The sequence below is a fragment of the Arthrobacter sp. ERGS1:01 genome, from assembly GCF_001281315.1.
In the GTDB taxonomy this organism is placed as follows: Bacteria; Actinomycetota; Actinomycetes; order Actinomycetales; family Micrococcaceae; genus Specibacter.
In genome coordinates this window covers 241,676-264,816 of sequence record NZ_CP012479.1, presented here as the reverse complement: position 1 = coordinate 264,816, position 23,141 = coordinate 241,676, and the positions used below count along the sequence as shown (strand labels likewise).

Here is a 23,141-nt window from a genome sequence, read left to right as displayed (position 1 = left end):
GCTTATCCGGCCAGTCCGATGTTGATGTAGTCGAACTCAAAGCCGTATTCCTTGTAGCCGGCAACCTTCTTGCTCAGGCCGACCAAACGGTCGGCAAAGAACGGCGTCAGGGATCCGCCGTCGTCAATCAGGAACTTTTGGGCGTCCTGGTACAGGGTCTTGCGCTTGGCGTCATCCACCGTGGCACGAGCCTGGTCAAGGATCTTGTCGAAGGCGGGGTTGGCGTAGGCGTTTTCGTTGTAAGAGGAGCCCGAACGGAAGATCTGGTTCAGCAGCTGGTCGATGGGCCGGCCCGTGTACCAGTAGCTGGTCATGAGCGGCTTTTTCATCCAGACATCCGTGTAATACGAATCGGCCGCGGATGTCTTGACGTTCAGGTTGAAACCGGAGCCCGCGACGCTGCCCTTCATGGCCAGGGCCAACGGGGTGAGCACGGAATCGTAGGTGGAGGTCCAGATGTCAAGGGACAGGGAGTCGTGGCCGGCCTTCTTCAGCAGCGACTTGGACAGATCGGGGTCATAGTCCAGTCCGTAATCCAGGTAGTAGGCCTCGGTGGGCGGCACGGGATTGTTGCGGGCGACCGTGCCATTGCCGTGCACCGCCAGCTGCATGACGTCCTTCGGGTTGTAGGCGTGGGCCAGGGCGAGCCGGACGTTTCGATCCTTGAATTCGGGGGACGTGTTCAGCATGGGCACGGTGTACCACTGGGCGTTCTTGACGTTGCTGACGGTCGCGATGCTCGAGGCCAACACGGTTTGCGAGGTTGCGTAGTCCAGGTTGGTCTGCGAGATCAGGTCGATCTGGCCGGCCAGGAGGGCGTTGACGCGGGCCTGTGTGTCGGGGATGGAGGAGAACTCGATCGTGTCCAGCTTGGGCTTGTCGCCAAAGTACCCGTCATTGCGGACGATCTTTCCGGGGCCGGCGGGAGTGAAGGATGCGAGCTTGAACGGACCGGTGCCGATCCCCGTGGAGCCGATGGTTGCGGCGGAACCGGCGGGGATGACGTAGCAGTTGTAGCCGGTCATGAGGCTGGCGAACTCTGCGTTCGGGGAGGTCAGGGCGACCACCACCGTCTGGGCATCTTTCGCGGTAGCGGACTTTGCGGTGATGAACGGGGAAAGGACACCTGCCTGCGGGCTCTTGGTTTCCGGGTCAAGCATGTGCGCGAAGGTGTAGACAACATCCGTGGCAGTCAGGGGTTTGCCGTCATGCCATTGCACACCCTTGCGCAGGTGGAAGGTCCAGGTGAGGGCATCCTTCGATGTTTCCCAGGATTCGGCCAGGTCCGGCTGGACCACGCCCTTCTCGTCCAGGCGCACCAGGCGGTTGTAGAGGGCGCCCAGGTACTCATAAGCGGACAGTGAGCTGGCGGGATCCAGGGTTTCGGCCTGGGACGCCGGCGGGCGGGCAATCCGCAGCGTTCCGCCGGCTTTGGCGAGGGCTCCCGAGCCGCCCGAGGATGCCTGCGGAAGTGCTGAACCGCCGGGGCCGCAGGCGGTGAGGAAGGCGGCCGATACGACGGCGAGGCCGGATGCGGCCAGGACGCTGCGCCGGGAGAATATGCCTTTTTCTGCGGCGGTGTTCAAGTGTTCCATGTAACGGGCCTTCCATGTGACGAGTACTACACTGGACGATCTATTTGCTGTACTGTACAAATAAATTAGTCGGGAACGCAATAGTTTCGGACGGAATCCTCATAACGAATTGGGAGCAGGTGGGAATGGCGTCCGTGAGACTTGCGTGGCTGCGGCGGCCCGACGTGCTGATGGTGCTGACCTCCGCGCCCACCTACGTGGCCACCAGTGAAGTCCTTAAGGTCATGAGCCCGTTGGACCTGACGCCCATCCGTTTCCTGCTGGCCGCCGCCATCATCGGCGTCTATTTCGCCGTTCGTAAAAGAAGATTCCTGCTGCGAAAGCCCGACGTCCTGCGCATTGCCGGCATTTCGATCCTTGGTTACGGCGCTTACGGCACACTGTTGAATCTGGGACAAACCACGGTTCCTGCCGGGACGGTGAGCTTGCTTCTGAACACGTCACCGGTGTTCGCGTTCGTACTCGGTTATCTGGTGCTGGGCGAAAGGACCTCGCGGCGCGGCGTCCTCGGCATGGGGATCGCCACGGCCGGGGTCGCGATCATTACAGTCTTTGGGCCCGGCGACCTGGGTTTCGATTGGAATGCCCTGGTCATCCTGGCCGCGGCGCTCATCCTGGCCGTCTTCCTGATTTGGCAGCAACCCCTCCTGGCCCGCATCCCACCGGTTGAAATGGTCTTCTGGGGGTGCTTGATTGGCGGCATCTCGACGCTTCCGGTCGCAAAGTTCGACGTCCAATTGGAACTGTGGAACGCCCGGACGGTCACCGCCCTTGTGGTTTTGGTGGTGTGCAGCACCGTGCTCGCCTACTCGTTGTGGAACCTGACCCTTTCGGGAACCAGCGTGGCCGAGGGCGGCTCACTGCTGTTCGCCGTCCCCGTCTTCTCCCTGCTCCTGGGCTGGATGCTGCTGGGCCAGATGCCCACCGCCGCATCGGTGATTGGAGGCTGCATTGCACTGGGCGGGGTCCTGCTCTTGAGCCGGGCACAAAACGTCCCCCACCATCCCGACAAGGAAGAAGAAGTCATGACCACCCCGCCCGTTGTTGAAGACGTCATCGATCTGGCCATTCGGGAAGAGCAGGCGAATGCCTTGAGCGACGCCGTGGCCAAAGCCGTGGAACAGGTTGGCGCCCGCCTGGCCACCATCTCGCTGTGGCGCCCGGCCACAGCGGACCTGGTGCGGGTCTACACTTCACTTCCGGAGATTTACCGGCTTGGCGGGATCTCGGCGGAATTGGGCGAGGACTGGACCCAGCAATGCGTGGTCCGGCTGGAATCGTTCATTGCCGAATCACCGGCAGAATTGCAGACCGATGCCTTCGAGCACCACGACACGCTCGCGGCGCTGCGATTGGGAGCCGGCATCAATGCCGTCATCGACCAAAATGGCCACTTCCTGGGGTGCCTGAACTTGATGGACTCCCCCGGCAGCTACACCCACGAACACTTGAGGACGGCCCAGGCCATTGCAGATGGCCTGGCACCGGTCCTCGCCGAAATTTCCGCCACGATGGCGTTCGGTTAGCCCAGGGTTTCGGCCCGCAGCACGTCCTTGGTGGCGTGGTCGTAGTGGAAAGTAACTGCGCCACCGGCGTGCTCAAACTCGTGGTTGGCGCCGTCGGGCTGGCCAAACGCACCGTAGTTCTCGTCCCAGGAACCGTTGACGACAGCCTTGTAGCTGTAGGTCCCGGCGGGCAGGTCGGTCGTCAAAAGCCATTTGCCGGAGTGCGCGTCGAGGCGCATCTGAACGGCGTCGTGGCTGGGATCCCAGTTCTCCACGGCACCCAGGACTGCACCGAAATCGCCGGCCAGCGCCACGGACGCGGGTTGATCCTTATGCTCGACGCCGGCTGCCGGGGCAGCTGCCTTGGTGACGGTCTTCTTGGCGGCCGGCTTGGCCGGGGCCTTCTTGGCCGGAGTTGCCGCCTTGGTGGCGGGCTTCGTTGCGGTCTTGGCGGCAGCCTTGGCCGGAGCCTTCTTCGCAGCGGGCTTTGCGACGGCCTTTTCCGGCAGGGCGGTGCCGGCCGGAACTGCGGTGCCGTCCGTCAGTGCCGCGGTCAGCGCGTCAACCGTGGGGAATGCAACGGTGGCCTTCAACCCGGTCTCGGTGATGTCCCAGCCGCTGCGGCCCTTGGTCATCCAGCCGGCCTTGACCAGATCGGCCGTGGCCTTGGTCAGGTTCTTGTGTCCGCGCGGGATCCCGCCGCTGAGCAGTTCCGATTCCTCCTTCGTGAAGGGGACACGCGCCACTGCCTCGGCCAGGACAGCTCCGCCGTTGGGCAGTTCGGCGGCCAACGAACCGGCGGCCATGATGTCCAGAACTTCTTTGATGCGGCGATTGGTGTTGTCTCGAACGCTCACGGTGGTCCTCCTAGAGAATCGGGTATACAGCTACTCTGGCAGGATGTCGGCCTACTCCCCAGTAGATGACGGATCCGGCAACCAATGTGCAAGCATTTGCTCGCTGCGCAGCCAAAGTTCACGGGCCAGTTCCACATCGTTTGCCTGGCGGCTCGCGCGGGCGGGTTTCCGCTTGGCAAAGTAGCCGCCCGACTCCCAATCCAACCCTGGTTCGCCGATGGCCAGCCACACCAGGGTCTGGGCGCCTTGGGCCGGCGTCAGCATGTAGGAGCGCGCCCCGGAGCTGCCATAGGCGAAGCGCATGAAGCTCGTGGAGCCGGCGGAGAAGTTGGTGGCGACCCCGCCCGGGTGGAACGCCGCCGTCGTCAGTCCCGTGCCGGCGAAGCGGCGGTGGAGTTCCTTGGTGAACAGGATGTTGGCGAGTTTGGCATTGCCGTAGGCCCGGTTTGCGGAGTATTTCCCGGCGGCGTCGAGGTCGTCGATGTCGAGGCGGCCGAAGAGCCTGTGGGCCACGCTGGAGGTGTTGATGATGCGCGCCTGGCTGGCAACGAGTACATCGTGCAGCAGCCGGGTGAGCAGGAACGGGGCCAGATGGTTGACCTGCAGGGTCTTTTCAAAACCGTCCGGTGTCAGCTCGCGGCGGCCCATGATACCGCCGGCATTGTTCGCCAAAACGTCGATGCGCGGATACTTTATGCGAAGCGCAAGTGCCAATTCACGGACCTCATCGAGCCGCGTGAAGTCGGCCAGGAAGTAGTCCGCGCCTATGTCTTCGGCCACTGCCCGGGTCCGCTGTTCCGAACGCCCGACGACGACGATCGTGTCGCCCGTCTGTGCCAGTGTCCGGGCAGCGGCTTCACCGATTCCGCTGCTGGCTCCGGTGATGACGATCGTGCGTGGTTCCATTGGGGCCCTTCACTGCATCGCTTGCTCTTCGGCGTTACCACTGTAATTGTGGCAGCTCATGGTCATGCCTCGGTGAAACTTCGAAATGATCGTTCGAGGATCGGCCCACCACCTCTTCCAGCTGGTCACCCCAGCAGTTCCCGCCCGGGCCACCCGGCCACGAGTCCGTTTCCCGCAATGAATTCCTCGTAGCCGAGGCCGTCAACAGCGCCCACCCACACCTTCTGGGCGAGTACCCCGAACGCGGGCATCACCAGGTCGTAGACGGCGCGCTCGTTGTAGGCCAACAGCACCAGGTCGTTCCACACGGCCGACGCGGCACCCAGCAATTGCGGATGCCCCGGATCCAGATCGAATCCATCGCCAAAGACATGCGGCTCCCACGCTTCAAACAAGGCCCGGGCGTCCAAGCCCTGGCCGTGGTAGTAGTCGGCGAACGGCACAATGTAGAGGAGGTCGTCGTCGGTGTTGATGACCTTGAACCCGTCCGCCACGGCCGCCCGGCCGCTGTACCAGCCCTTGTTCCAGGCACACATCACCACGTCGCGGTTGTAGCCCTCCGGCCCGGGTGCGCCCGCGCCGTCGGACATCGCGCTCAGGCTGCCCCAGGCGATGGGATCCTTGCCCTGCGCGCGCAGGTGGGTGCCGATGGCATTGAAGAAGGTCCGGTACTCCTCCGAATGCCCGCGCGCGTATTCGTCGGCGCCAAAGTGCACGGCCGGTCCACGGAACCACGGCACAAATTCGTCGAATACTGCCTTGATCATCTCGGTGGACTCCGGCTTGGCCAGGTCCAGCATGTCTGAGTCACCGCCGTTGAGGCCCAGCTCCGGACGCCAGCGAATGAATGATCGCGAGTGCGCCGGCGCGTCGATTTCGGGCACCAGCTGCACATGCCGCCGGGCCGCCAGGTCCTCAAAGGAATCCCAGTCCGCGCGATCATAGGAACCGTCCTCCGCGGCCAGCCCGGCCAGCCACGGGGCGTCCGAGGCGAGCCTGAACGCCTGCTGGGCCATGACCCAGGGCCGCTTGGTGTCCTTGGTGATCTCATTGTCGTTGAGATGGATCATGAACGTGTTGAGTTTGAACCAGCTCAGGACGCGAATGTAGTCCCGCACGGCCTCGGGACTGGAAAAGCGCCGTCCCACGTCCAGCATGAAACCCCGCACCGGATAGTTGGGCCAGTCAACCGCCGTCCCGCCCGGCAGCGACGTCGACGCCGCCAGCATTTGCAGCAGGCTGCGCGTTCCCCAGTAGACGCCGGTGGCCGTTCGGGCCGTGATCCGCACGACGCCGTCGACCTCCAGCACATAGCCCTCCACAAGTGCTGCGGCGTTGTCCGTGGGGAATTCCAGTTCCGGATCTAGGGCCAGCACAATCAAGCCTCCGACGCCGGCACCCGAGGTGCTTCCCGCGAGCCCGGCCACCTCCGCCACGTCGGCCACCAAGGTTGCGGCCAGCTCCGCCAGTTCCGCTGAATGCTCAACGACGAACCCGTCGCCCAGGTGCGTGGCACCGTCCCGCGGGGTCCACCGCTGCAGGGATGGGACCACCACGGGCCCGCGGGCAAGTTGGGGTCGGGACGTTGAATCGGGGCTGGGCATGTAGGCGGTCCACCCTTTCGGCGGGTCAAGGATTCGGTCGGCGGCGAGCCGAAGCCTACCTTCAAAACTATCAGCCACCCTACCCCTAGACATCGGATGTATTTACTGAAAAGCTAGGCGTTGTTATGCATGTCACGCGTCTTTGACCGAACTGTCAACGCCAAACACCCGATCAATGTAGCTCAGGAGTTGTCCATGATTTATGCAGCACCCAACCGACGCCAGATACTCAAACTAGGAGGAGCCTTGGCACTGACGCCACTTCTCACCCAGCTTGTCACCCAGTCGGCGAGCGCCACGACGGCAAAATCAACCGTGTGCCTGCTCCCCCACCCCGCGCTTTCCAACCACGCGCTTTGGTACCAACTGCCGGCCACCGATTGGCAGTCCGGCGCACTCCCCATCGGCAACGGCCGGCTCGGCGCCATGTTCTTTGGCGATCCGTCCCGCGACCGCATTCAGTTCAACGAACAAAGCCTGTGGGGTGGACTGAACAACTACGACAACGCCCTGGCCGGCCTTGACGACGAGGCCTACGACACCAGCGTCACGGGTTTTGGCTCCTACCTGACCTTCGGCGAAGCCGTCATCACCTTCGCCGAGCAGCCCGTCGTGACAGCCCCCGGCGGACCGTACAACACCTCGTCATCGGAGACTTTTGCGGCCACCATTGACGGCAATCCGGGCACCAAATGGTGCGTCATCGGCCCACCGGCCACCGTGACGTGGCAGGCCAAGCTGCCCGCCGCCGTCGTCGTTTCCAAGTACAGCCTGACCAGCGCCAACGATGTCCCCGACCGCGATCCACAGCAGTGGGTCCTCTCCGGTTCCCAAGACGGCGCACAGTGGACGGTGCTGGACACCCGCACCCTGCCCGCCCCGTTTGAGAGCCGGCTGCAGGCCAAGGAGTTCAGCACCGCCAACACCACCGCCTACAGGTACTACATGTTCGATTTCACCCCGAAGGCCGGCGTCAGCCACTTCCAGGTTGCCGAAATTTCGCTGGGCGGCGTCAGTCTGGGCGGGCAGTCCTCGCTCTACCTCTCCTCACCGTCGGGCCAGTCCGACGGTGACGGCAAGGGTGCCGACATCCTGCGCACCCTTGACGGCTCAACGACGACGGCGTGGCTCGCACCCAACCCGGGCGCCGGCGTCGTCTGGCAGGCGGACCTCGGCAAGGGCCAAGCCCTGACCTCCTACGCCTTGACGTCGTCCACGGGAACTCCGGCGGAAGACCCCACGTCGTGGATCCTCGAGGGCTCCACGGACAGGATCACCTGGGTTGCCGTGGACAGCCAGTCACCCGGCGCCCCGTTTGCAACCCGCGGCCAGACGCTGACCGTCAAACTGACAGGCACCAAGGCCTACAGCTCCTACCGCCTAACCTTCCGAGGCGCGGCCGGCGCCCGCCAGCTGCGCCTCGCCGGTGTGGCCCTGACCGGCAATGGGTTCTCCACGCAGAGCGCATCCGCCGTGGCCGAATACCGGCGCGCCCTGGATCCCGAGGTTGGCGTCCACATCACCCAGTTCGGCACCACGGGCAACCGCGTCCTCCGTGAGGCTTTTGCCAGCCGGGCTGCCGACGTCATGGTGTTCCGCTACGAAACCGAGCGGGCGGGCGGACTCAACGGCTCCATCGCCCTGACTTCCGGCCAGAGCGGGGCTCCCACCACGGCCAACGCGAAGGAGGCCTCGCTGAGCTTCTCCGGCACCATGGCCAATCGGCTCAAGCACGCGGCAACCCTGCGGATCGTGGACACCGACGGCACGGTCACCGCCGACGGCTCCGCGCTGCGCGTCGACGGCGCACACACCATGACCCTGCTCCTGGACGCCCGTACCAATTACAAACTCGACGCCGCCGCCGGCTGGCGCGGCGCGGACCCCGCACCGGGCATCGCCAGGGCCCTCGGCGCAGCGGCAAACCGGCCCTACACGAAACTGCGCGCGGAGCACATGGCCGACGTGGCAGCCCTGATGTCACGGGTCTCCGTCGACTGGGGCAAGTCCCCGGACGCCGTCGCCAAGACCGCCACCGACCTGCGCCTGGCGAGCTACGGAGCCGGCCAAAACGACCCCAGCCTGGAACAGACCATGTTCACATACGGGCGCTACCTGCTTATCGGCTCTTCCCGGCCCGGCGGGCTCCCGGCCAATCTGCAGGGCCTGTGGAACGACAGCAACTCCCCTGCCTGGGCCTCCGATTACCACACCAACATCAACATCCAGATGAACTACTGGGGCGCCGAGACCACCAACCTGTCCGAGAGCCACGAACCCCTGATCGACTTCATCGGCCAGGTGGCCGTGCCCAGCCGGGTCGCCACCCGCAACGCCTTCGGCAAGGACACCCGCGGCTGGACGGCCCGGACCAGCCAAAGCATCTTTGGCGGCAACTCCTGGGAATGGAACACCGTCGCCAGCGCCTGGTATGGCCAACACGTCTACGAGCACTGGGCCTTCAACCAGGACAAGAACTACCTGCGCAACACGGCGCTGCCCATGCTCAAGGAGATCTGCCAGTTCTGGGAGGACCGCCTGGTGGAGGACGCAAACGGCTTGCTTGTCTCCCCCGACGGCTGGTCGCCCGAGCATGGGCCGCGTGAAAACGGTGTCATGTACGACCAACAGATCATCTGGGACTTGTTCCAGAACTACATCGACTGCGAGGATGCCGCGAAGAACGACGGCGCCTACCGGGCACGTGTAGCCAGCCTCCAGTCGCGCCTGGCCCCCAACAAGATCGGCAAGTGGGGGCAATTGCAGGAATGGCAGGAAGACATGGACGACCCCACCGACATCCACCGGCACACCTCGCACCTCTTCGCCGTCTACCCGGGCCGGCAAATCACGGCGGCGGATTCGCCCAAGTTTGCCGCAGCCGCGCTGGTGTCCCTAAAGGCCCGCTGCGGCGAGCAGGACGGCGTGCCGTTCACGGAGGCGACAGTGTCCGGCGACAGCCGACGTTCCTGGACGTGGCCGTGGCGTGCGGCTTTGTTCGCCCGGCTGGGCGAGGCGGAGCGGGCCCGCATGATGTTGCGCGGCCTGCTGCGCTTCAATACCCTGCCCAACCTGTTTTGCAACCACCCGCCGTTCCAGATGGACGGAAACTTCGGCATTACCGGTGCCGTCGCGGAGATGCTCATCCAAAGCCACACGGGAACCATCCACCTCCTGCCCGCCCTGCCCGACGCGTGGAAGGACGGGTCCTTTACCGGACTCCGGGCCAGTGGCGGCTATGAGGTCAGCTGCACCTGGTCCGGCGGCAAGGTCACCGAAGTCACCGTGATCGCGGACCGTGCCCCGAACCAGGGGAACATCACCGTGCGGATGAACGGGAAGGACTACAAGGTCAAGCCAACCCAACCGGGCCACAAGACCAAGCCGTTCTCCCCGAGCTGACGCCTCAGCGTTTCCGGAACTGGCCGGCCCCTGCAGCTTCTGCTGCGGGGGCCGGCCCGTTCCGTTCTACGCGGAACCCGCTGCGAGTTCTGCGCAGAACAGTGTTGTGCGCAAAACCCGCCGTGAGTCCGGCGCCGGTTGCTCCGCATGGTCGGCGCCAGGCCGGGTCTCGACTAGCTTGCCAACCACACGCTCGCGCAGCACCGCGCGCCTATGCTGGATACGAACCATCTGCGCAATAAGGAGCACCTCGTGACCCAGACCCTGACATACCGCCACTTGTTCGGCCCCGGCCCCAGCAATTGCTACCCGGAAGCCATCTCCGCGTTGGGAAATCCCGTCCTGGGCCACCTTGACCCGTTGTTCATCGACATTCTGGACCGTACTTGCGACGGCCTCCGCGAAGTCTGGGGCACCAAGAACGCGCGCACCCTGCCGCTGAGCGGAACCGGCTCCGCCGGCATGGAGGCCGCCTTCGTCAACACCGTCGAAAAAGGCGATGTGGCCGTGATCGCCGTCAACGGCCTGTTCGGTGCGCGCATGTGTGAGGTGGCCCGCCGCGCCGGTGCCGAGGTGGTCCGCGTGGACCACGAGTGGGGCCAGCCGATCGACCCCGAACGGGTCGCCTCCGCCCATCCGAACCCAAAGGTGATCGCGGCCGTCCACGCCGAAACGTCCACCGGCGTACTCTCCGACATCGCCGCGCTGGGCACGCTCAAGGGAGACGCCCTCCTGGTCACGGACGCCGTCACCTCAATTGGCGGTCTGGAACTGCTCGCCGACGACTGGGGCATCGATGTCGGTTATGCCGGCACGCAGAAGTGCCTGGGCGTGGCGCCGGGCCTGTCCCCTTTCACCATCTCCGACGCCGCCTTCGAGCGCCGGGTCAAGGATCCGCAGTCCTGGTACCTGGACCTGGGCCTGCTGGGCGGCTACGTCGGGGCGGCCAACGGCAGCGCCCGCACCTACCACCACACGGCGCCCGTCACCATGATCGCCAGCCTTGAGGCCGGCCTGGGCCGTGTGCTCAATGAGGGGCTCGACGCCGTCCAGGCCCGCCACCGGGCCGCCGGCCTTGCGCTCCAAAACGGATTGCAGGACATGGGCCTGGAACTGTTTGCCGCAGAAGGTTACCGCCTGCCCAGCCTGACCACCGTCAAGGTTCCGGAAGGCGTGGATTCGGCCGCCGTGCGCGCCTACCTGCTGAAGAATTTCAGCATGGAGATCGGCGCCGGCGTGGGCCAGTTCGCCTCCACCGTCTGGCGGATCGGCATGATGGGCCCCAACGCCAACCCCGCCTCCGTGGTGCTGGTGCTTGGCGCGCTGAAGGAAGCCATCGCCAAGGCTTAAGCACGGTGTCCGCGGACGGCACGTACCTTCCGTCCGCGGACACCGTCATGTCAGTTCAAGCACAAACACCCTGATCACGCCGGCGTCCTCAAGCGTGGACACGTCAATAGTGAGCTCGCCTTCCGGATCGTCGAGGTATCTGTCTTCCATTGCGGTCCTGTAACTGAATGGAAGCTCGGTCTCCGAGCCGAGCTGGCGGACACCCTTGACCCGGCGAACATTGATGTTCCTTACCGTCACTGCCTCGACCGGCTCGGCCAGGGCAAAGAGGTAGACGTTGTGGCCCGCTGCGGTGCTGGGGCCGTAGTACTGCCATGGCTCCAGTCCTGGCTCCACGCCCGTCACGGCCTCGCCGTTCCGATCCATCCAATCCGCCAGGCCCCTGAGCAGGGCAGCCTGCTCGGGCGCCAAGCTGCCGTCGGCGCGGGGACCAACGTTGAGCAACAGGTTTCCGCCTTTGGCGGTGACCTCCGCCAAGGTCCGCACAATCTCGTGCAATGACTTGTAGTTGGTGTCCGACGGCACATGGCTCCAGGTGTCGCACATCGTCATGGAGCATTCCCATGGTTCGTCGAGGGGCTGGGGTGGGATGAACTGTTCCGGGGTGCGGTAGTCGCCGCTGCCAATCAGGCGGTCATTAATGACCACGTTGGGAGCCAGAGTGCGGATGTGCGCCTCCAGGCCGGCGGAATCCCATTCCTCACGGCTGCGTTCCCATTCACCGTCAAACCAGAGCAGGTCAATGGGCCCGTACCACGTCAGCAGTTCGGTCAGTTGGTCCTTGAGATATTGCCGGTATGCAGCCCAATCCCCGGCAGACGGCCGCGGGTAGTCGGCATGCAAGTACGGGCGCATGGCGTCGGTGAAGGCCGGATACTGCCGGTGGCCCCAATCCGAGAGTGAGTAATACAACCCCACGCGCACTCCCGCCGCGCGGAAGGCGTCAACAAACTCCCGCACCAGGTCACCGCCGCGGCGTCCATACGGAGAGGACGCGATGGTCCTGTCGCTGGCCTTGGACGGCCAGGCGGACCATCCGCTGTGATGCCGGGTGGTGAAGACGGCGTAACCCATCCCGGCCGCCGCGGCTTGCGCGGCAAGTTCCTCCGGATCCCACTGGGCCGGGTCAAACGTGGCAGCCGAGCGGTGGTAATCGTCTACCAGGACGGTTTCATTGAACTCCAGCCCTTCCACGCTGCCCACAATGGGCCAGGATGCCTCCAGGCCCTGCTGGCTGGCATGGTCGAAATGGATGAACATGCCCAGCCCGGCACCCTTAAACCAGGAGTCCGTGTGCTCCCTTGCCTGGGGCGATAGCGGTGCCAGGTCCTTGGGGTGGTGGACCTTTGCCCCGGCCTTCACGATATCTCCAGGGCCAGGCGGGCCAGTTCAACCAGGTCGGCGCTTGTTGCATCCAGCTCCTGTGCGCCGCCCCCGGGGCCAGCCGGGTGGACATCCAGGTAGGGAACTCTGGCCGAGAGGTGCACGGCGTCGACGCCGGCGGACACCAGCGCGGCAAGGTCCTGGATGCGGACGCCGCCGCCGGCCATGATCTCGACGCCGGCCGGCCCGTGAAGCGCCATGGCTTCCAGCACAGTCAAACCGTCAATGCTGCGCACGGCACCTCCCGAGGTCAGCACCCGGCTGACTCCACTGCCCGCCAGCCGGGCCAGCTGGCCGAGCGGGTCGGGGCAGGCGTCGATTGCGCGGTGGAACGTCACGGGCAGGCCGTCCGCGGCCTCAACCCATTGCTCCAGCGCACCCAGGTCAATACTCCGGTTGGCAGTTAGGGCGCCCACGACGACGCCGCCCACGCCGGCCGCCTTCAAGTGCCGGATTTCGCGGCACATGGTGTCCACCTCCTCTGCGTCATACACATATCCGCCGCCGCGGGAACGCACCAGGGCGTGCACAAAACCGGCCCGTCCGTCCGCGGCCGCGAGTACGGACTCCACTGTTCCCTGCGACGGCGTCAATCCACCGGTACGCAGCGCTGTGCACAGTTCAACCCGGGATGCTCCCCCGGCTACGGCGGCGCGTGCGCCGGCCGCATCCTGGACGGCGATCTCCAGCGCGGCCAGGTCATTGACGGGTTTCGTGGACGTTGTCATTGGCGTGGTCATCGGCGGTGCACCACGGCGGTCAGGGCGGGTGTGCCGCCGTCTTCGACAAAGGGGTACACGCCGTCGGCCAGGTGTGAGTGGCCCAGGCGCAGCAGGTCCTGGTCGACGCCGCCCGGCGTGAGCGCCAGCTTCCAGCCCGCCGCCGCGTCAAAGAGCTCCGGCTCAAGATAGCCGATCTTCACCACGATCACGTCAAACTCGGCCGGGTCCAGGCCCAACACGGTGAAATCGCTGATGTGGTGGAACGGCTTGCGCCGCTCGGTCAGGATGGCGAATACGTTGCCCACCTGAATGACCGCCTGGGTGCCCGCCGTGGGGTCGCCCTCGGCAATGGAGTAGACGGTGCCGCGCAGCCGGACCGGGCCGTGCGCGTTGTGGTCGATCCGGGCACCGGCTTCGATGTCCACGGCGCCGCCGACCCCTGCCGCGACGGCCGACGCCACTGCGCCGGCGTCGAAAATGGAGGCATGGACAAGCCGCACATCGGCGGCGGCCAGCGGCGCGCTTTCCAGCAACCGGGCCAGCGTCCACGTCACGTCTCCGGCGCCTCCGGCCGTCGGGTTGTCGCCGGTGTCGGAAAGGAAATACGGGCGCGGGGCGTCGGGGGCGATGGCCGCGGCGATGCCGTCCGCGAGCGTTGCGGTGTCGGCCACGAACGCGAAATCGGCCCGCGCGTCCCAAAAGAGGCGCGCCAGCCGTTCCGCTTCACGCCGGATGACCGCCTCGTCGTCGCCGGTCACGACGACGTAGGCCTGGCAGCGCGGCTCGTCGGCCCAGGCATAGCCGATCCAGATGGATGCGTCCAGGACGCCGTCGAGCTCGGTGACGGCCGGGATTTCCTCGTAGATGCCCTTGGCCGGTTCAATCCGGGTGCTGGTCTTTTCCCCCGGCAGCAGTACCGGTACCGGCACCCAGGCCTTGAGCGGGCGGCGCCGGACAAAGTCCGCGCCGGTCGCGGCCCGGAGCCTGGTCAGCAGGTTGAAGACGGCCCGTTCCTTCGTGTTCATGGCATCTTCGTGCGGGGCCATGCGGTAGCAGGTGATGATGTCGACGTTTTCCAGCAGCTCAAAGGAGACGTTGCCGTGCAGGTCCATGGAGGCGGAGACCAGGACGGCCTCACCCAGGGCCGCGCGCACGTGCCGGGCCAGATCGCCTTCGGCGTCCTGCATGCCCACCACGCTCATGGCGCCGTGGATGTCGAAGAACAAGGCGTCCAGGGGGCCGGCGTTGCGGATCTGCTCAACGATCTCATCGCGGAACGCCACGTACAGCTCCGGATCCACGGCACCGCCGGGGAGGGACCGGGCATGCATGAGCGGCACCCAGTCGGCGGCCTCGCGCATCTCGCGGCCGCTATCGAGGAACGGGTAGTAGTCCAGCAGCTCCGCGCCGCGGCGCACCGTGAACGCCTCCGTGCCGCTGACGTGCGGGGAGAAGGTGCTGGACTCGATGGAGATGCCGGCGATGCCGATGCGCGGGCGGGCCAGGCCGCCCTCGGCCAGTGGTGCCAACGGCGGGCACCACACCTCGGACGGGTCGGGGCGGTGTGTTGTGGTGGATAGTTCTGTCATCGTGTCCCTCGAATGAATCCGGTGGTGCGTTCGAATGTTTCAATCATGTCAAGCGCCTGTTCTGCCCGGTGGGGCCACAGATTGGCGGTTTCCGTGGGATCCTCGGCCAGGTCAAAGAATTGTCCTGGCCCCTGGCCCGTATCGTCGGGTTGGCCCACCGGTTCAGAAAAACCGCCCGAACCTGTCCCGAAGATTGCCTTTCCTGACCCGCTGCGCAGCACCAAGGTGCCGTCATATGCCTGGTGGCCCAGCACCCGGGAGGCGCCGGTGCCGGGCAGCTCGCCGCGAAGGAGCTTGGCAAATGAGGTACCGTCGCCGGCGGCCCAAACAGCGTCGGGGCCGGTCAGCTCCGCTGAGTCCGGCGGATCCGCCGTAACCTCGGCCAGGGTGGCACGAAGATCCATGAGGCTGACGAGTTCCTCGCACACCCTATTCGCAACAACCCCGGGCCCGGCCACAATCAGCGGTACGCGGTGCCCGGCCTCCCAGGCGTCCGCCTTTTGCCCTCGCCAGTGGCCGTTGGGGCGGTGGATGACCACGTCGCCGTCGTCGGGGAACATGGTGGGCGCCCCGTTGTCCGAGGTGAATACGATGATGGTGTTCTCAAGGTCCTCTCCCAGAGCTGCAATCAGCTGACCCACCATCCAGTCCACCAGGGCCACCCCATCTCCGCGAGGTCCCGCATCGGTGGCGCCGCGAACAAATTCCGGAGGCACGCACGGGCGGTGCGGTGCAGCCGTGGCCACATAGGCCAGGAACGGCCGCCCATCCTCGCGCCGGGCGCGGATCCACTCCGCAGCCCGTGCAACAACCGTGGTGTCGACGGCGTCGTCCTGCCAGCCTGGACTCTGCATCCCCGGGCGCTGGGAGGTGACAAGTTCGGTTTTTTCCTCCAGCGGAATCCCCACAGCCTTGTCCTGGTCCAGGAAGCAGTACGGCGGCATGTCCAGGGACCCGGCAATGCCAAAATACGTCTCGAAGCCAAGCGCCGTGGGCCCTCCCCTGAACGGGATGCCGTAGTCGATGTCGCGGCCGTGGCCCTGCATCTCGGAGGCAAATCCGGGGGCGAATGCGTCACGGGTGGTGCCGTCATGCCCGGTCCAGTCCAGACCCAGGTGCCACTTTCCAAACGCACCGGTGCTGTACCCGGCGTTCAGGAAGTCCCGGGGCAGGGTTGGTGCGTCGGCATCGATAATGGCCGGGTCTAGGCCGCCCAATACTCCGCTCTTCAACGGGCTCCGCCACGGGTAGGACCCTGTTATAAGGCTGTACCGGCTCGGGGTGCAAACGGCGGACGAGGCATGCGAGTCGGTGAAGCGGACACCACGCTCCGCCAAAGCGTCAAGATGCGGCGTGCGGATCCGGGTAGCGCCGTAGCATGAGAGGTCGCCCCAACCTAGATCGTCCGCCAGGACAACAACAACATTGGGTTTGCTCACCTGTTCTCCAATCGAAAAGCCTTGTGGGAAGCCCTGTTAGCCGGCATTGGCGCCGATGCCGTCCATGCCCTGGACGCCGACATGATCGGCGGCGTAGGCGGCCGCCCCGATGAACCCGGCGTCCGGACCCAGCAGAGCCGTGACCACGGGGGGCGTGGAATCACGGCCGTGCTCGGCCAAAAGCTCACCCAACCGCTCACGGGTGGGTTCAGTCAGGGCCGCCCCAACGGCACTGACTCCACCGCCCAGCACCACGAGGTCCGGATCCAGCAACATCGAAACCTGACTCAGCCCAAACCCGAGCCAGTGGGCGATTTCGGCAAAATCTTCTCTGGTCCGGGCCTCGGTTTCCAGGACACTGCCACTGGCATACCGGTCCAGGCAGCCGCGACTGCCGCACCCGCAGGGGCGTCCGCCGGGCTCGACCACCATGTGGCCGATTTCCCCGGCCCAGCCGTGCGCACCAACTACCAGCTTGCCGTTCACCAGCAAGCCCCCGCCGATCCCGGTCCCCACCGTCACCATGGCAACGTCCTGCACGCCCCGGGCCGCACCGAACTTGTGTTCGGCCCACAGCGCGGCGTTTGCGTCGTTGATCACCAGGGCCGCGACGTTGATCCTGGCCTCGACCAAATCCGCCAGCATGGTGTTCTCAAGTTCCAGGTTTGCCGCGTAGGACACCTTCCTGTGGTCGATCGAGACATAGCCGGGGACGGCGATTCCCACCACCGTCCCGGCGACCTCGGGTGCGAGCTGAAGGACCAGGCCGGCCACGGCGTCGGCTATGGCCACCTCCCCGTGCGGAGTGGGCCGCTGGGCCCGGGCCAGCACCGTCCCGTTTTCGTCCACTAGACCGGCAGCGATCTTCGTGCCGCCAATGTCCACCCCAATCCATGGTTCCCTCATGCTGAAGCTCCTGACAGTGCGGTGTGCGGAATGCGCAGGACGGCGACCGGCTCGCCGGCGAGGGCAGCCGGCACGCAAATGCCGCCATCGCCGTTCACCCCCGCACCCAACCACACGCCGCCGGCAATATCGAGTGGGGCGGGCGGAAGCTCGGTTCCGGGGGTGATCACTGACAGGAACGTGGCGTCGGACCCCACAGTCACGGCATAGTGCGCCTGTTGTTCGGGAGTCATGGTGCCCGCCCAGGGGCGGGTGCCGTAGATGGCGTCGCCGTTGACGGCGAGCCAGGCACCCAGGCCCAGAAGGCGTTCCCGGTAGCGTTCCGGGACGGTGCCGTCGGCCGCCAGGCCGATGTTGAGAAGGAAGTTGCCGTTGCGTGAGACGACGGACACCAGGTGGAGGACCAGTTCGGCCACGCTGAGCACGTCGGCGTCGGTTTCATTTTGGTTTACGCCAAAGGACCGGCCCAGGCCGCGGCAGCTTTCCCAGTGCTGGTCGCTCAGGCCGCCGATGTCGCTGTACTCACGGGTCAGGTAACCGTGGGACGGGACGCCCCAGCGGTCATTGACAATACCTTCGGGCACCGCCGCTCGGTACTCGTTGAACAGTGCCGCCACGCCGAAATCCGCATCAGACTTGCCGGCGTCGGGCCATTCAATGTCGTTCCACAGGATGTCCGGGGCAAACCGTTCCACCAGTTCATGCACCTGCTCGTAGGAGTAACGGGCAAAGTCCTCGTCATTGCGGCGCAGCCGGAAAATGTCGGGGTCCGAGTCGATGGCCCGGAAGTCGCTGGCGTGCCAGTCCAGCGCACCGGAGAAGTAGGCGCCAAACTTCAGCCCGGCATCGCGGGTGGCCGTGGCAAATTCCTGGATCAGGTCGCGTCCGGGGCCGCGCACGGCGCTGTTGAACGGCGTAGTCTCGGTATTCCACAAGCAGAAGCCGTCATGGTGCTTGGTGGTGGGAACCACGTACTTGGCTCCGGCCTGGCGGAACACTTCGAGGCAGGCGGCGGCGTCGAACGATTCCGCCTTCCACACATCGGCCAGGTCCTCGTAACTGGTGCCGGGGCCAAAGGTGGAGCGCTGGTAGTTCTGGGCACTGCTGCCCTCCAAGCGGACGGTGTTGCCGTACCACTCGGCGTACTGGTGGTCGCGGTAGGCGTCCTCCACAGGGGTCGGGGCGTTACCCACCTCGGCCCAGGCCGGCACCGAATACAGGCCCCAGTGCACAAAGATGCCAAATTTTGCCTCGGCGAGCCATTGCGGGAACTCCCACTGCGGGTAGCGCGGCGCGTTGGCGCCAAAGTCGGGACCAACACGATCCTCAAAATTAATCATTACTGCCTTCTTGAAAGAGGAGGGTGAATGGCGGTTAGCGCCCTGCGAGCCCCACGGTTGCGATGCCCTTGACCAGGTGTTTTTGCAGGGCAATAACCAGGATCAGGGTGGGCAGGATGGCGATCACGGAAGCAGCCATGACAAGGTTCCAGGAGCTGCCATGTTCACCAAAGAACGTTTGCAGGCCCAGTGAGACGTTACCAAGTTGGTTGACGTCGTTGACCACGATCAACGGCCACAGGAAGCTGTTCCAGAACGTGATGAACGTCCAGACACCCAGCACGGCAAGCGACGGCTTGGCCAGAGGAAGGATGATTCGGGTAAAGGTGCGCCACTGGCTGCAACCGTCCATGCGGGAGGCCTCCACCAATTCATACGGGATACCGATGAAGAACTGGCGCAACAGGAAGGCCCCGAATGCCCCGAACGCCCACGGCAGGATGAGCGCCTGCCACGTGTTGATCCAACCAAGCTTTTGCATCAGCAGGAACATGGGGATGACAAGGACTTCCTGGGGAATCATCATGGTGGCCAGGTACAGCAGCATGAACTTGTCCCGGCCACGCCATTTAAGGATCCCGAAACTGTAAGCGGCGAGCGAGGAGACGGCCACGACGATGACGGTTCCGCAGATGGAGACGATCAGGCCGTTGACGATGAAGCGCAGGAATGGCGTGTAGTTGAAAACTTCCACGAAGTTCTGCCAGCGGAATTCGGAGCCGATGAGTGACGGCGGCTGGGCGAAGATCTCGCCGTTGGGCTTGAAGGCGGAGAAGAAAGTGAAGATGATCGGAAACAGGAACGCCAGAACCACGATCCCCAGCACCACTTCGCTGGCGAATTTCACGGGCCGGAACCGGCGGTGATTTTCCCGTGGTGGCACGCCGTTGGACTTGGTGGCACTCGTTTTCGCTGTGCGCACGTGGAGCTGGCTGCTAGTCATAGTGAACCCACTTCTTTTGTCCCACCCACTGGATCATGGTGACGACGAGAATCAGTACAAAGAGAATGATGGCCGGTGCGGCTGCCGCACCGAGTTCGCCACCCTGGAATGCCGTCTGGTAGACGTTCATGACCACCGTGACGGTCGAGGTACCGGGTCCGCCGGCGGTCAACACGAATGGTTCCGAGAACATTTGGAACGCGGAGATCATCGTGACAGTCGAGGCAAAGAAGAGCGCCGGGGTCAGCAACGGAAGCTTGATCCGAAGTAATTGCGTAAGCCCGGCGGCACCGTCGAGCATTGAAGCATCGATGACGTCCTGGGGCAGCTGGTCGATCGCTGCCGAGAAGATCAGCATGTTGTAGCCGAACCCCTGCCAGATAATAACGACGACGACGGCGAACAAGGCTGTGCTGCTGTTACCAAGAAGGTTGGGCAGGTGAATGCCAAACCACGACTGCAGGGTGGAGTCGACCAGGCCATTGGGCTGGTAGATCAGCTTCCAAATGACGGCCGTTGCCACGGTGGGCGTGACCACTGGAAGGAAGAACAACACCCGGTAAAGCCGACTGAACCGGCTGCTTGCGACCCAGAAGGCGGTGGACAAAGTCAGCACCAGGTTGATCGGAACCACCAGAATCGTGAAGACAAACGTATTGATAAGTGCTGCCGTGAACTGATTGCCAGGGGCGAACAGTTCACGGTAGTTGGCCAAACCGGCAAAGGAGATATCACCAAAAGTGGGCCAATTGAAGAAACTGGTGATGATGGCCAGGATTGTGGGGAAGAGAATGAATACCGTCATTCCCACGGCGCTGGGGGTAAGGAACCCCAGCGCCGCAAGGGAATCGGACTTCTTCCGCTTTTTCGGCGCAGATGGATCGGTGATCCCTTTCCGCACGGTTGGGGAGATAGTTGCCGTCAAGGTAGTGCCTTTCTACTGCGGCTCGGATAGCGGAAGTAGCGCAGCCATGGTTACTTGGCGCCGCTTTGCTGGACGTTGTTCAACGCGTCAGCCGGTGAGGTCTGGCCCGAGTAGGCCTGCTGGAACTGCTGGGCCATCAGCTTCGTGACCATGTCCCAGTTGCTCGTGCTGATGAACGGCACAGCCATCGCCGAGGAGTCCTTCGTGACCGTGGCAACCTGGGCGGAGTAGCCCGGGTTCTTGGGATCGACGTCCGTCTTCAGGGCCTCGATGAACGACGGGATGGAGGCGGTTCGTGCGGGCTGGTTGCCGGCCTTCGCCGACGCCGACTGCGATGCCGCATCCGTCAGCACGCCGATGGCCTTGGCGGCCTCGGTCTTGTTCTTGCAGGTGGAGGAGATCCCGAAGCCGGAGTTGGCCGAGAACGTGCCACCACCGTTGGGTCCCTGCGGGAGCGTTACGACGCCAACCTTGAAGCCGGCCGCATCCGTCACATTGCTCTTGAGGTTCCAGGAACCATCAACGGCCATGGCAACGTTCCCGGCAACAAACTGCTGCTCGCCCCAGGGGACGTCGGAGGAGCTGGCGGGGACGCTGCTGATCTTTTGGCTTGTGGCCAGGCCCGAGTACCAGTTGAAGGCACTTGTGAACGTCGGGTCGGTCATTTGCAGGGCGCCGTCGGCGGAAACAGGGCGGGCGCCGTTGTACGCGAGCAACTGTGCGGACATGTGCAGGTCGGAGAAGCTCTGGCCGAAGGCCGGTTTGCCGCTTGACTTGGTGATCTTCTCGGCGGCGGCCACAAAATCGTCGGTGGTCCAGCCGTCTTTGGGCTCGGCAACGCCAGCAGCCTTGAACGCGTCCTTGTTGTAGTACATGACCATGGTGGACAACCCATAAGGCAATGCGTACTGCTTGGAGTCCTTCTGCAGTGCCTTCAGTGCGCCCGATTCCCATTCGCCGGCATTGAAGCCGGCGGCCGTGGCCAGGTCGCCATCGATCGGAGTCAATGCCTTGGCGAAGGCCGGCAGGCGGAGGCTCTGCATACTCACGATGCACGGTGCGGTACCCGAGGCCAGCTGGGATTGGAGTTTGGTGAAGTAGTCGGCGAACGGTGCCGTGGTGAGGTTGATCTTGATGTTCGGGTACTTGGTCGTGACTTCCGAGGCCAGGTTTTTCCAGGTCTGGTTGCCTTCATCGCCCTGGGACCAGAACGACCAGTCAAGGGTGACGTTGCCGTCGGCGGAACCGGCGCTGCCGCCCGAGGTTGAAGAGCCACATGCGGAGGCGCCCAGGACGAGCGCGCCGCCGAGGGCGATTGCGGTTAGCTTCTTTGCTAATTTCATGTCAGTCCTTCGTGATGGGTAACAGACCGGAGCCGTTTGCTAATAATTAATTCGGCGCCGAATTAATGGCGTGATGTTAGGATAATCACACATCGCAGACCGCGTCAATAGGGGGAAATATTTCATCGACACGGGTCCGACCCCATACCACTCCAACTCGCGACGCCGTCAGCCGGGCCGAAATCCTTGGCGTTCTGGGACAGCTTGGCCAGCTCAGCCGCAGCGAAATCGCCAAGCGCCTTGGCTTGGGACCGGCCACCGTCACAGCCCAGGTTCGCCGGCTGATGACCGACGGCTATGTCCGTGAACTGCCCTCCGATGCGCGCATCGGAGCCGGTCGGCCGCGGGTCCCCGTGGAGCTGATTGCCGACTCCGCCGTGGTGATTGGCATGAGCGTGACACCCACCTCCGTGATGGTCGTTTCCATGCATATTGATGGCAGCGTTGTTGATTCGCGCTCTACGCCGTTTGATCCGGCGACGGACCCTCTGGGGCAGTTCAAGACCATGGTGCTTGAGCAACAGGCCGCCCTGGACCACCCGGAACGCGTGGTGGCGATTGGGATCTCGGTCTCCGGCGCCGTGGACCAGGCCCTGTCCACCGTACGGATCTCCGCCACACTGAACTGGCGTGACTTCAATCTTGGCGCCCAGCTGCAGGAACTCATCAATCGACCGGTTTTTGTCTCCAACGACCTTTTTGCGCTCTCCACCCGCGAGGTCAGCTTTGGCCTGGGCCGCAACAAGGACGACTTCCTGCTGCTGGGACTTGGCTACGGCGTCGGCCTGGGAATCGTCAACCGGCGCAAGGTCTTTTGCGGTGCCGGCGGGGCGTCCACAGAGTTTGGCCACATGTCGACCGACCCCAACGGGCCGCTGTGTGTTTGTGGGAACCGCGGTTGTCTTCAGGTTTATGCCGGCCTCAACGAGGTTCTGCGGGCCGTCCCGGATGCCGGCGGGCACCTCAAGCTCGCGGAACTGCGGCAGGCGGCCGACGGCGGCGATCCGGCCGTCCTTGCCTTCCTCGGCGACATTGGCCACCGCCTGGGCCGGTCCGTAGGCGGCGTGGTGAACCTGCTGGGGATCGGCACCGTCATTGTGAGTGGGCAAACCACCTCACTGTGGCCGGCCCTGAACGACGGATTCCGCCGCGGCCTGGATGAAACCGTGCTGAAATTCCTGCTCCCGCTGGACATCACCGTCAAGGCGTGGACCGAGTCGGAGGACGCCGTGGGGGCCGCCGGGCTGGCTCTTCATAACGCCATCAGCCTCAACGTCCCGCTCCATGCCCGGGCCACGGCTTTGGCTTAGAAATTTCCGCAGATCCTAGGGG

Annotated in this window: 17 protein-coding genes; 4 read left to right on the top strand and 13 right to left on the bottom strand. The window is 64.5% G+C overall.

The features are described 5' to 3' along the window. Positions 1-2: 2 nt before the first annotated feature. Positions 3-1,595 carry an ABC transporter substrate-binding protein gene (locus AL755_RS05220; protein ID WP_054010099.1) on the bottom strand — a complete coding sequence of 531 codons (1,593 nt, stop codon included), beginning with the start codon at positions 1,593-1,595 and terminating at the stop codon, positions 3-5. Positions 1,596-1,720: 125 nt separating this feature from the next. Between AL755_RS05220 and AL755_RS05215 the strand changes: the two genes are divergently transcribed. Then, positions 1,721-3,121 (top strand): DMT family transporter, encoded by a 1,401-nt coding sequence (locus tag AL755_RS05215; protein WP_054010098.1) that lies wholly within the window; start codon positions 1,721-1,723, stop codon positions 3,119-3,121. Here AL755_RS05215 and AL755_RS05210 read toward each other — a convergent pair. The 3 genes from AL755_RS05210 to AL755_RS05200 all read right to left on the bottom strand — a co-directional run bounded on the left by AL755_RS05210 (position 3,118) and on the right by AL755_RS05200 (position 6,467). Beyond that, a complete protein-coding gene (locus AL755_RS05210) occupies positions 3,118-3,957 on the bottom strand; it encodes a pullulanase X25 domain-containing protein (RefSeq protein WP_337589570.1) in 840 nt (279 codons plus the stop codon). The two genes, AL755_RS05215 and AL755_RS05210, sit on opposite strands and share 4 nt — an antisense overlap. A 51-nt stretch (positions 3,958-4,008) precedes the next feature. Then, on the bottom strand, positions 4,009-4,863 hold the full coding sequence (locus AL755_RS05205) for an SDR family oxidoreductase (RefSeq protein ID WP_054010097.1): 855 nt from the start codon (positions 4,861-4,863) through the stop codon (positions 4,009-4,011). Between the two features lie 125 nt (positions 4,864-4,988). Next, entirely contained in the window at positions 4,989-6,467 is a 1,479-nt protein-coding gene (locus AL755_RS05200; RefSeq protein WP_054010096.1) for a beta-N-acetylhexosaminidase, read from the bottom strand. Positions 6,468-6,713: 246 nt separating this feature from the next. On the opposite strand from AL755_RS05200, the gene AL755_RS05195 reads away from it, so the two are divergent. Continuing rightward, positions 6,714-9,869: a glycosyl hydrolase family 95 catalytic domain-containing protein gene (locus AL755_RS05195; protein ID WP_202813542.1), complete on the top strand. Its 3,156-nt coding sequence runs from the start codon at positions 6,714-6,716 to the stop codon at positions 9,867-9,869. A 252-nt stretch (positions 9,870-10,121) separates the two neighbouring features. Beyond that, positions 10,122-11,219: a pyridoxal-phosphate-dependent aminotransferase family protein gene (locus tag AL755_RS05190; protein WP_107503811.1), complete on the top strand. Its 1,098-nt coding sequence runs from the start codon at positions 10,122-10,124 to the stop codon at positions 11,217-11,219. 45 nt (positions 11,220-11,264) lie between these two features. On the opposite strand, the gene AL755_RS05185 is transcribed toward AL755_RS05190, so the two are convergent. From AL755_RS05185 to AL755_RS05145, 9 genes are read right to left on the bottom strand one after another with little or no spacing between them, the layout of a single operon-like run. Next, positions 11,265-12,581 carry an alpha-L-fucosidase gene (locus tag AL755_RS05185; RefSeq protein ID WP_054010093.1) on the bottom strand — a complete coding sequence of 439 codons (1,317 nt, stop codon included), beginning with the start codon at positions 12,579-12,581 and terminating at the stop codon, positions 11,265-11,267. Next, a complete protein-coding gene (locus tag AL755_RS05180) occupies positions 12,578-13,330 on the bottom strand; it encodes a copper homeostasis protein CutC (RefSeq protein ID WP_054010092.1) in 753 nt (250 codons plus the stop codon). The genes AL755_RS05185 and AL755_RS05180 overlap by 4 nt, the downstream gene beginning before the upstream one ends. An 8-nt stretch (positions 13,331-13,338) precedes the next feature. Continuing rightward, the gene (locus AL755_RS05175) at positions 13,339-14,913 is read right to left on the bottom strand and encodes a M81 family metallopeptidase (protein ID WP_054010091.1); all 1,575 of its coding nucleotides are present in this window, start codon (positions 14,911-14,913) and stop codon (positions 13,339-13,341) included. Continuing rightward, positions 14,910-16,352 carry a sulfatase family protein gene (locus AL755_RS05170; RefSeq protein ID WP_160318859.1) on the bottom strand — a complete coding sequence of 481 codons (1,443 nt, stop codon included), beginning with the start codon at positions 16,350-16,352 and terminating at the stop codon, positions 14,910-14,912. The genes AL755_RS05175 and AL755_RS05170 overlap by 4 nt, the downstream gene beginning before the upstream one ends. A gap of 36 nt (positions 16,353-16,388) precedes the next feature. Then, positions 16,389-17,258: an ROK family protein gene (locus tag AL755_RS05165; protein WP_082368926.1), complete on the bottom strand. Its 870-nt coding sequence runs from the start codon at positions 17,256-17,258 to the stop codon at positions 16,389-16,391. Further along, positions 17,255-18,598 (bottom strand): alpha-L-fucosidase, encoded by a 1,344-nt coding sequence (locus AL755_RS05160; protein ID WP_054010088.1) that lies wholly within the window; start codon positions 18,596-18,598, stop codon positions 17,255-17,257. Before AL755_RS05160 ends, AL755_RS05165 begins: the two co-directional genes overlap by 4 nt. 34 nt (positions 18,599-18,632) lie before the next feature. Further along, on the bottom strand, positions 18,633-19,541 hold the full coding sequence (locus AL755_RS05155) for a carbohydrate ABC transporter permease (protein WP_082368925.1): 909 nt from the start codon (positions 19,539-19,541) through the stop codon (positions 18,633-18,635). Continuing rightward, a complete protein-coding gene (locus tag AL755_RS05150) occupies positions 19,534-20,466 on the bottom strand; it encodes a carbohydrate ABC transporter permease (protein WP_160318858.1) in 933 nt (310 codons plus the stop codon). The genes AL755_RS05155 and AL755_RS05150 overlap by 8 nt, the downstream gene beginning before the upstream one ends. Before the next feature lie 50 nt (positions 20,467-20,516). Beyond that, complete coding sequence (locus tag AL755_RS05145) at positions 20,517-21,809, bottom strand: ABC transporter substrate-binding protein (protein WP_054010086.1); 1,293 nt, start codon at positions 21,807-21,809, stop codon at positions 20,517-20,519. Between the two features lie 107 nt (positions 21,810-21,916). Between AL755_RS05145 and AL755_RS05140 the strand changes: the two genes are divergently transcribed. After that, entirely contained in the window at positions 21,917-23,119 is a 1,203-nt protein-coding gene (locus AL755_RS05140; protein WP_337589595.1) for an ROK family transcriptional regulator, read from the top strand. Positions 23,120-23,141 lie beyond the last annotated feature (22 nt).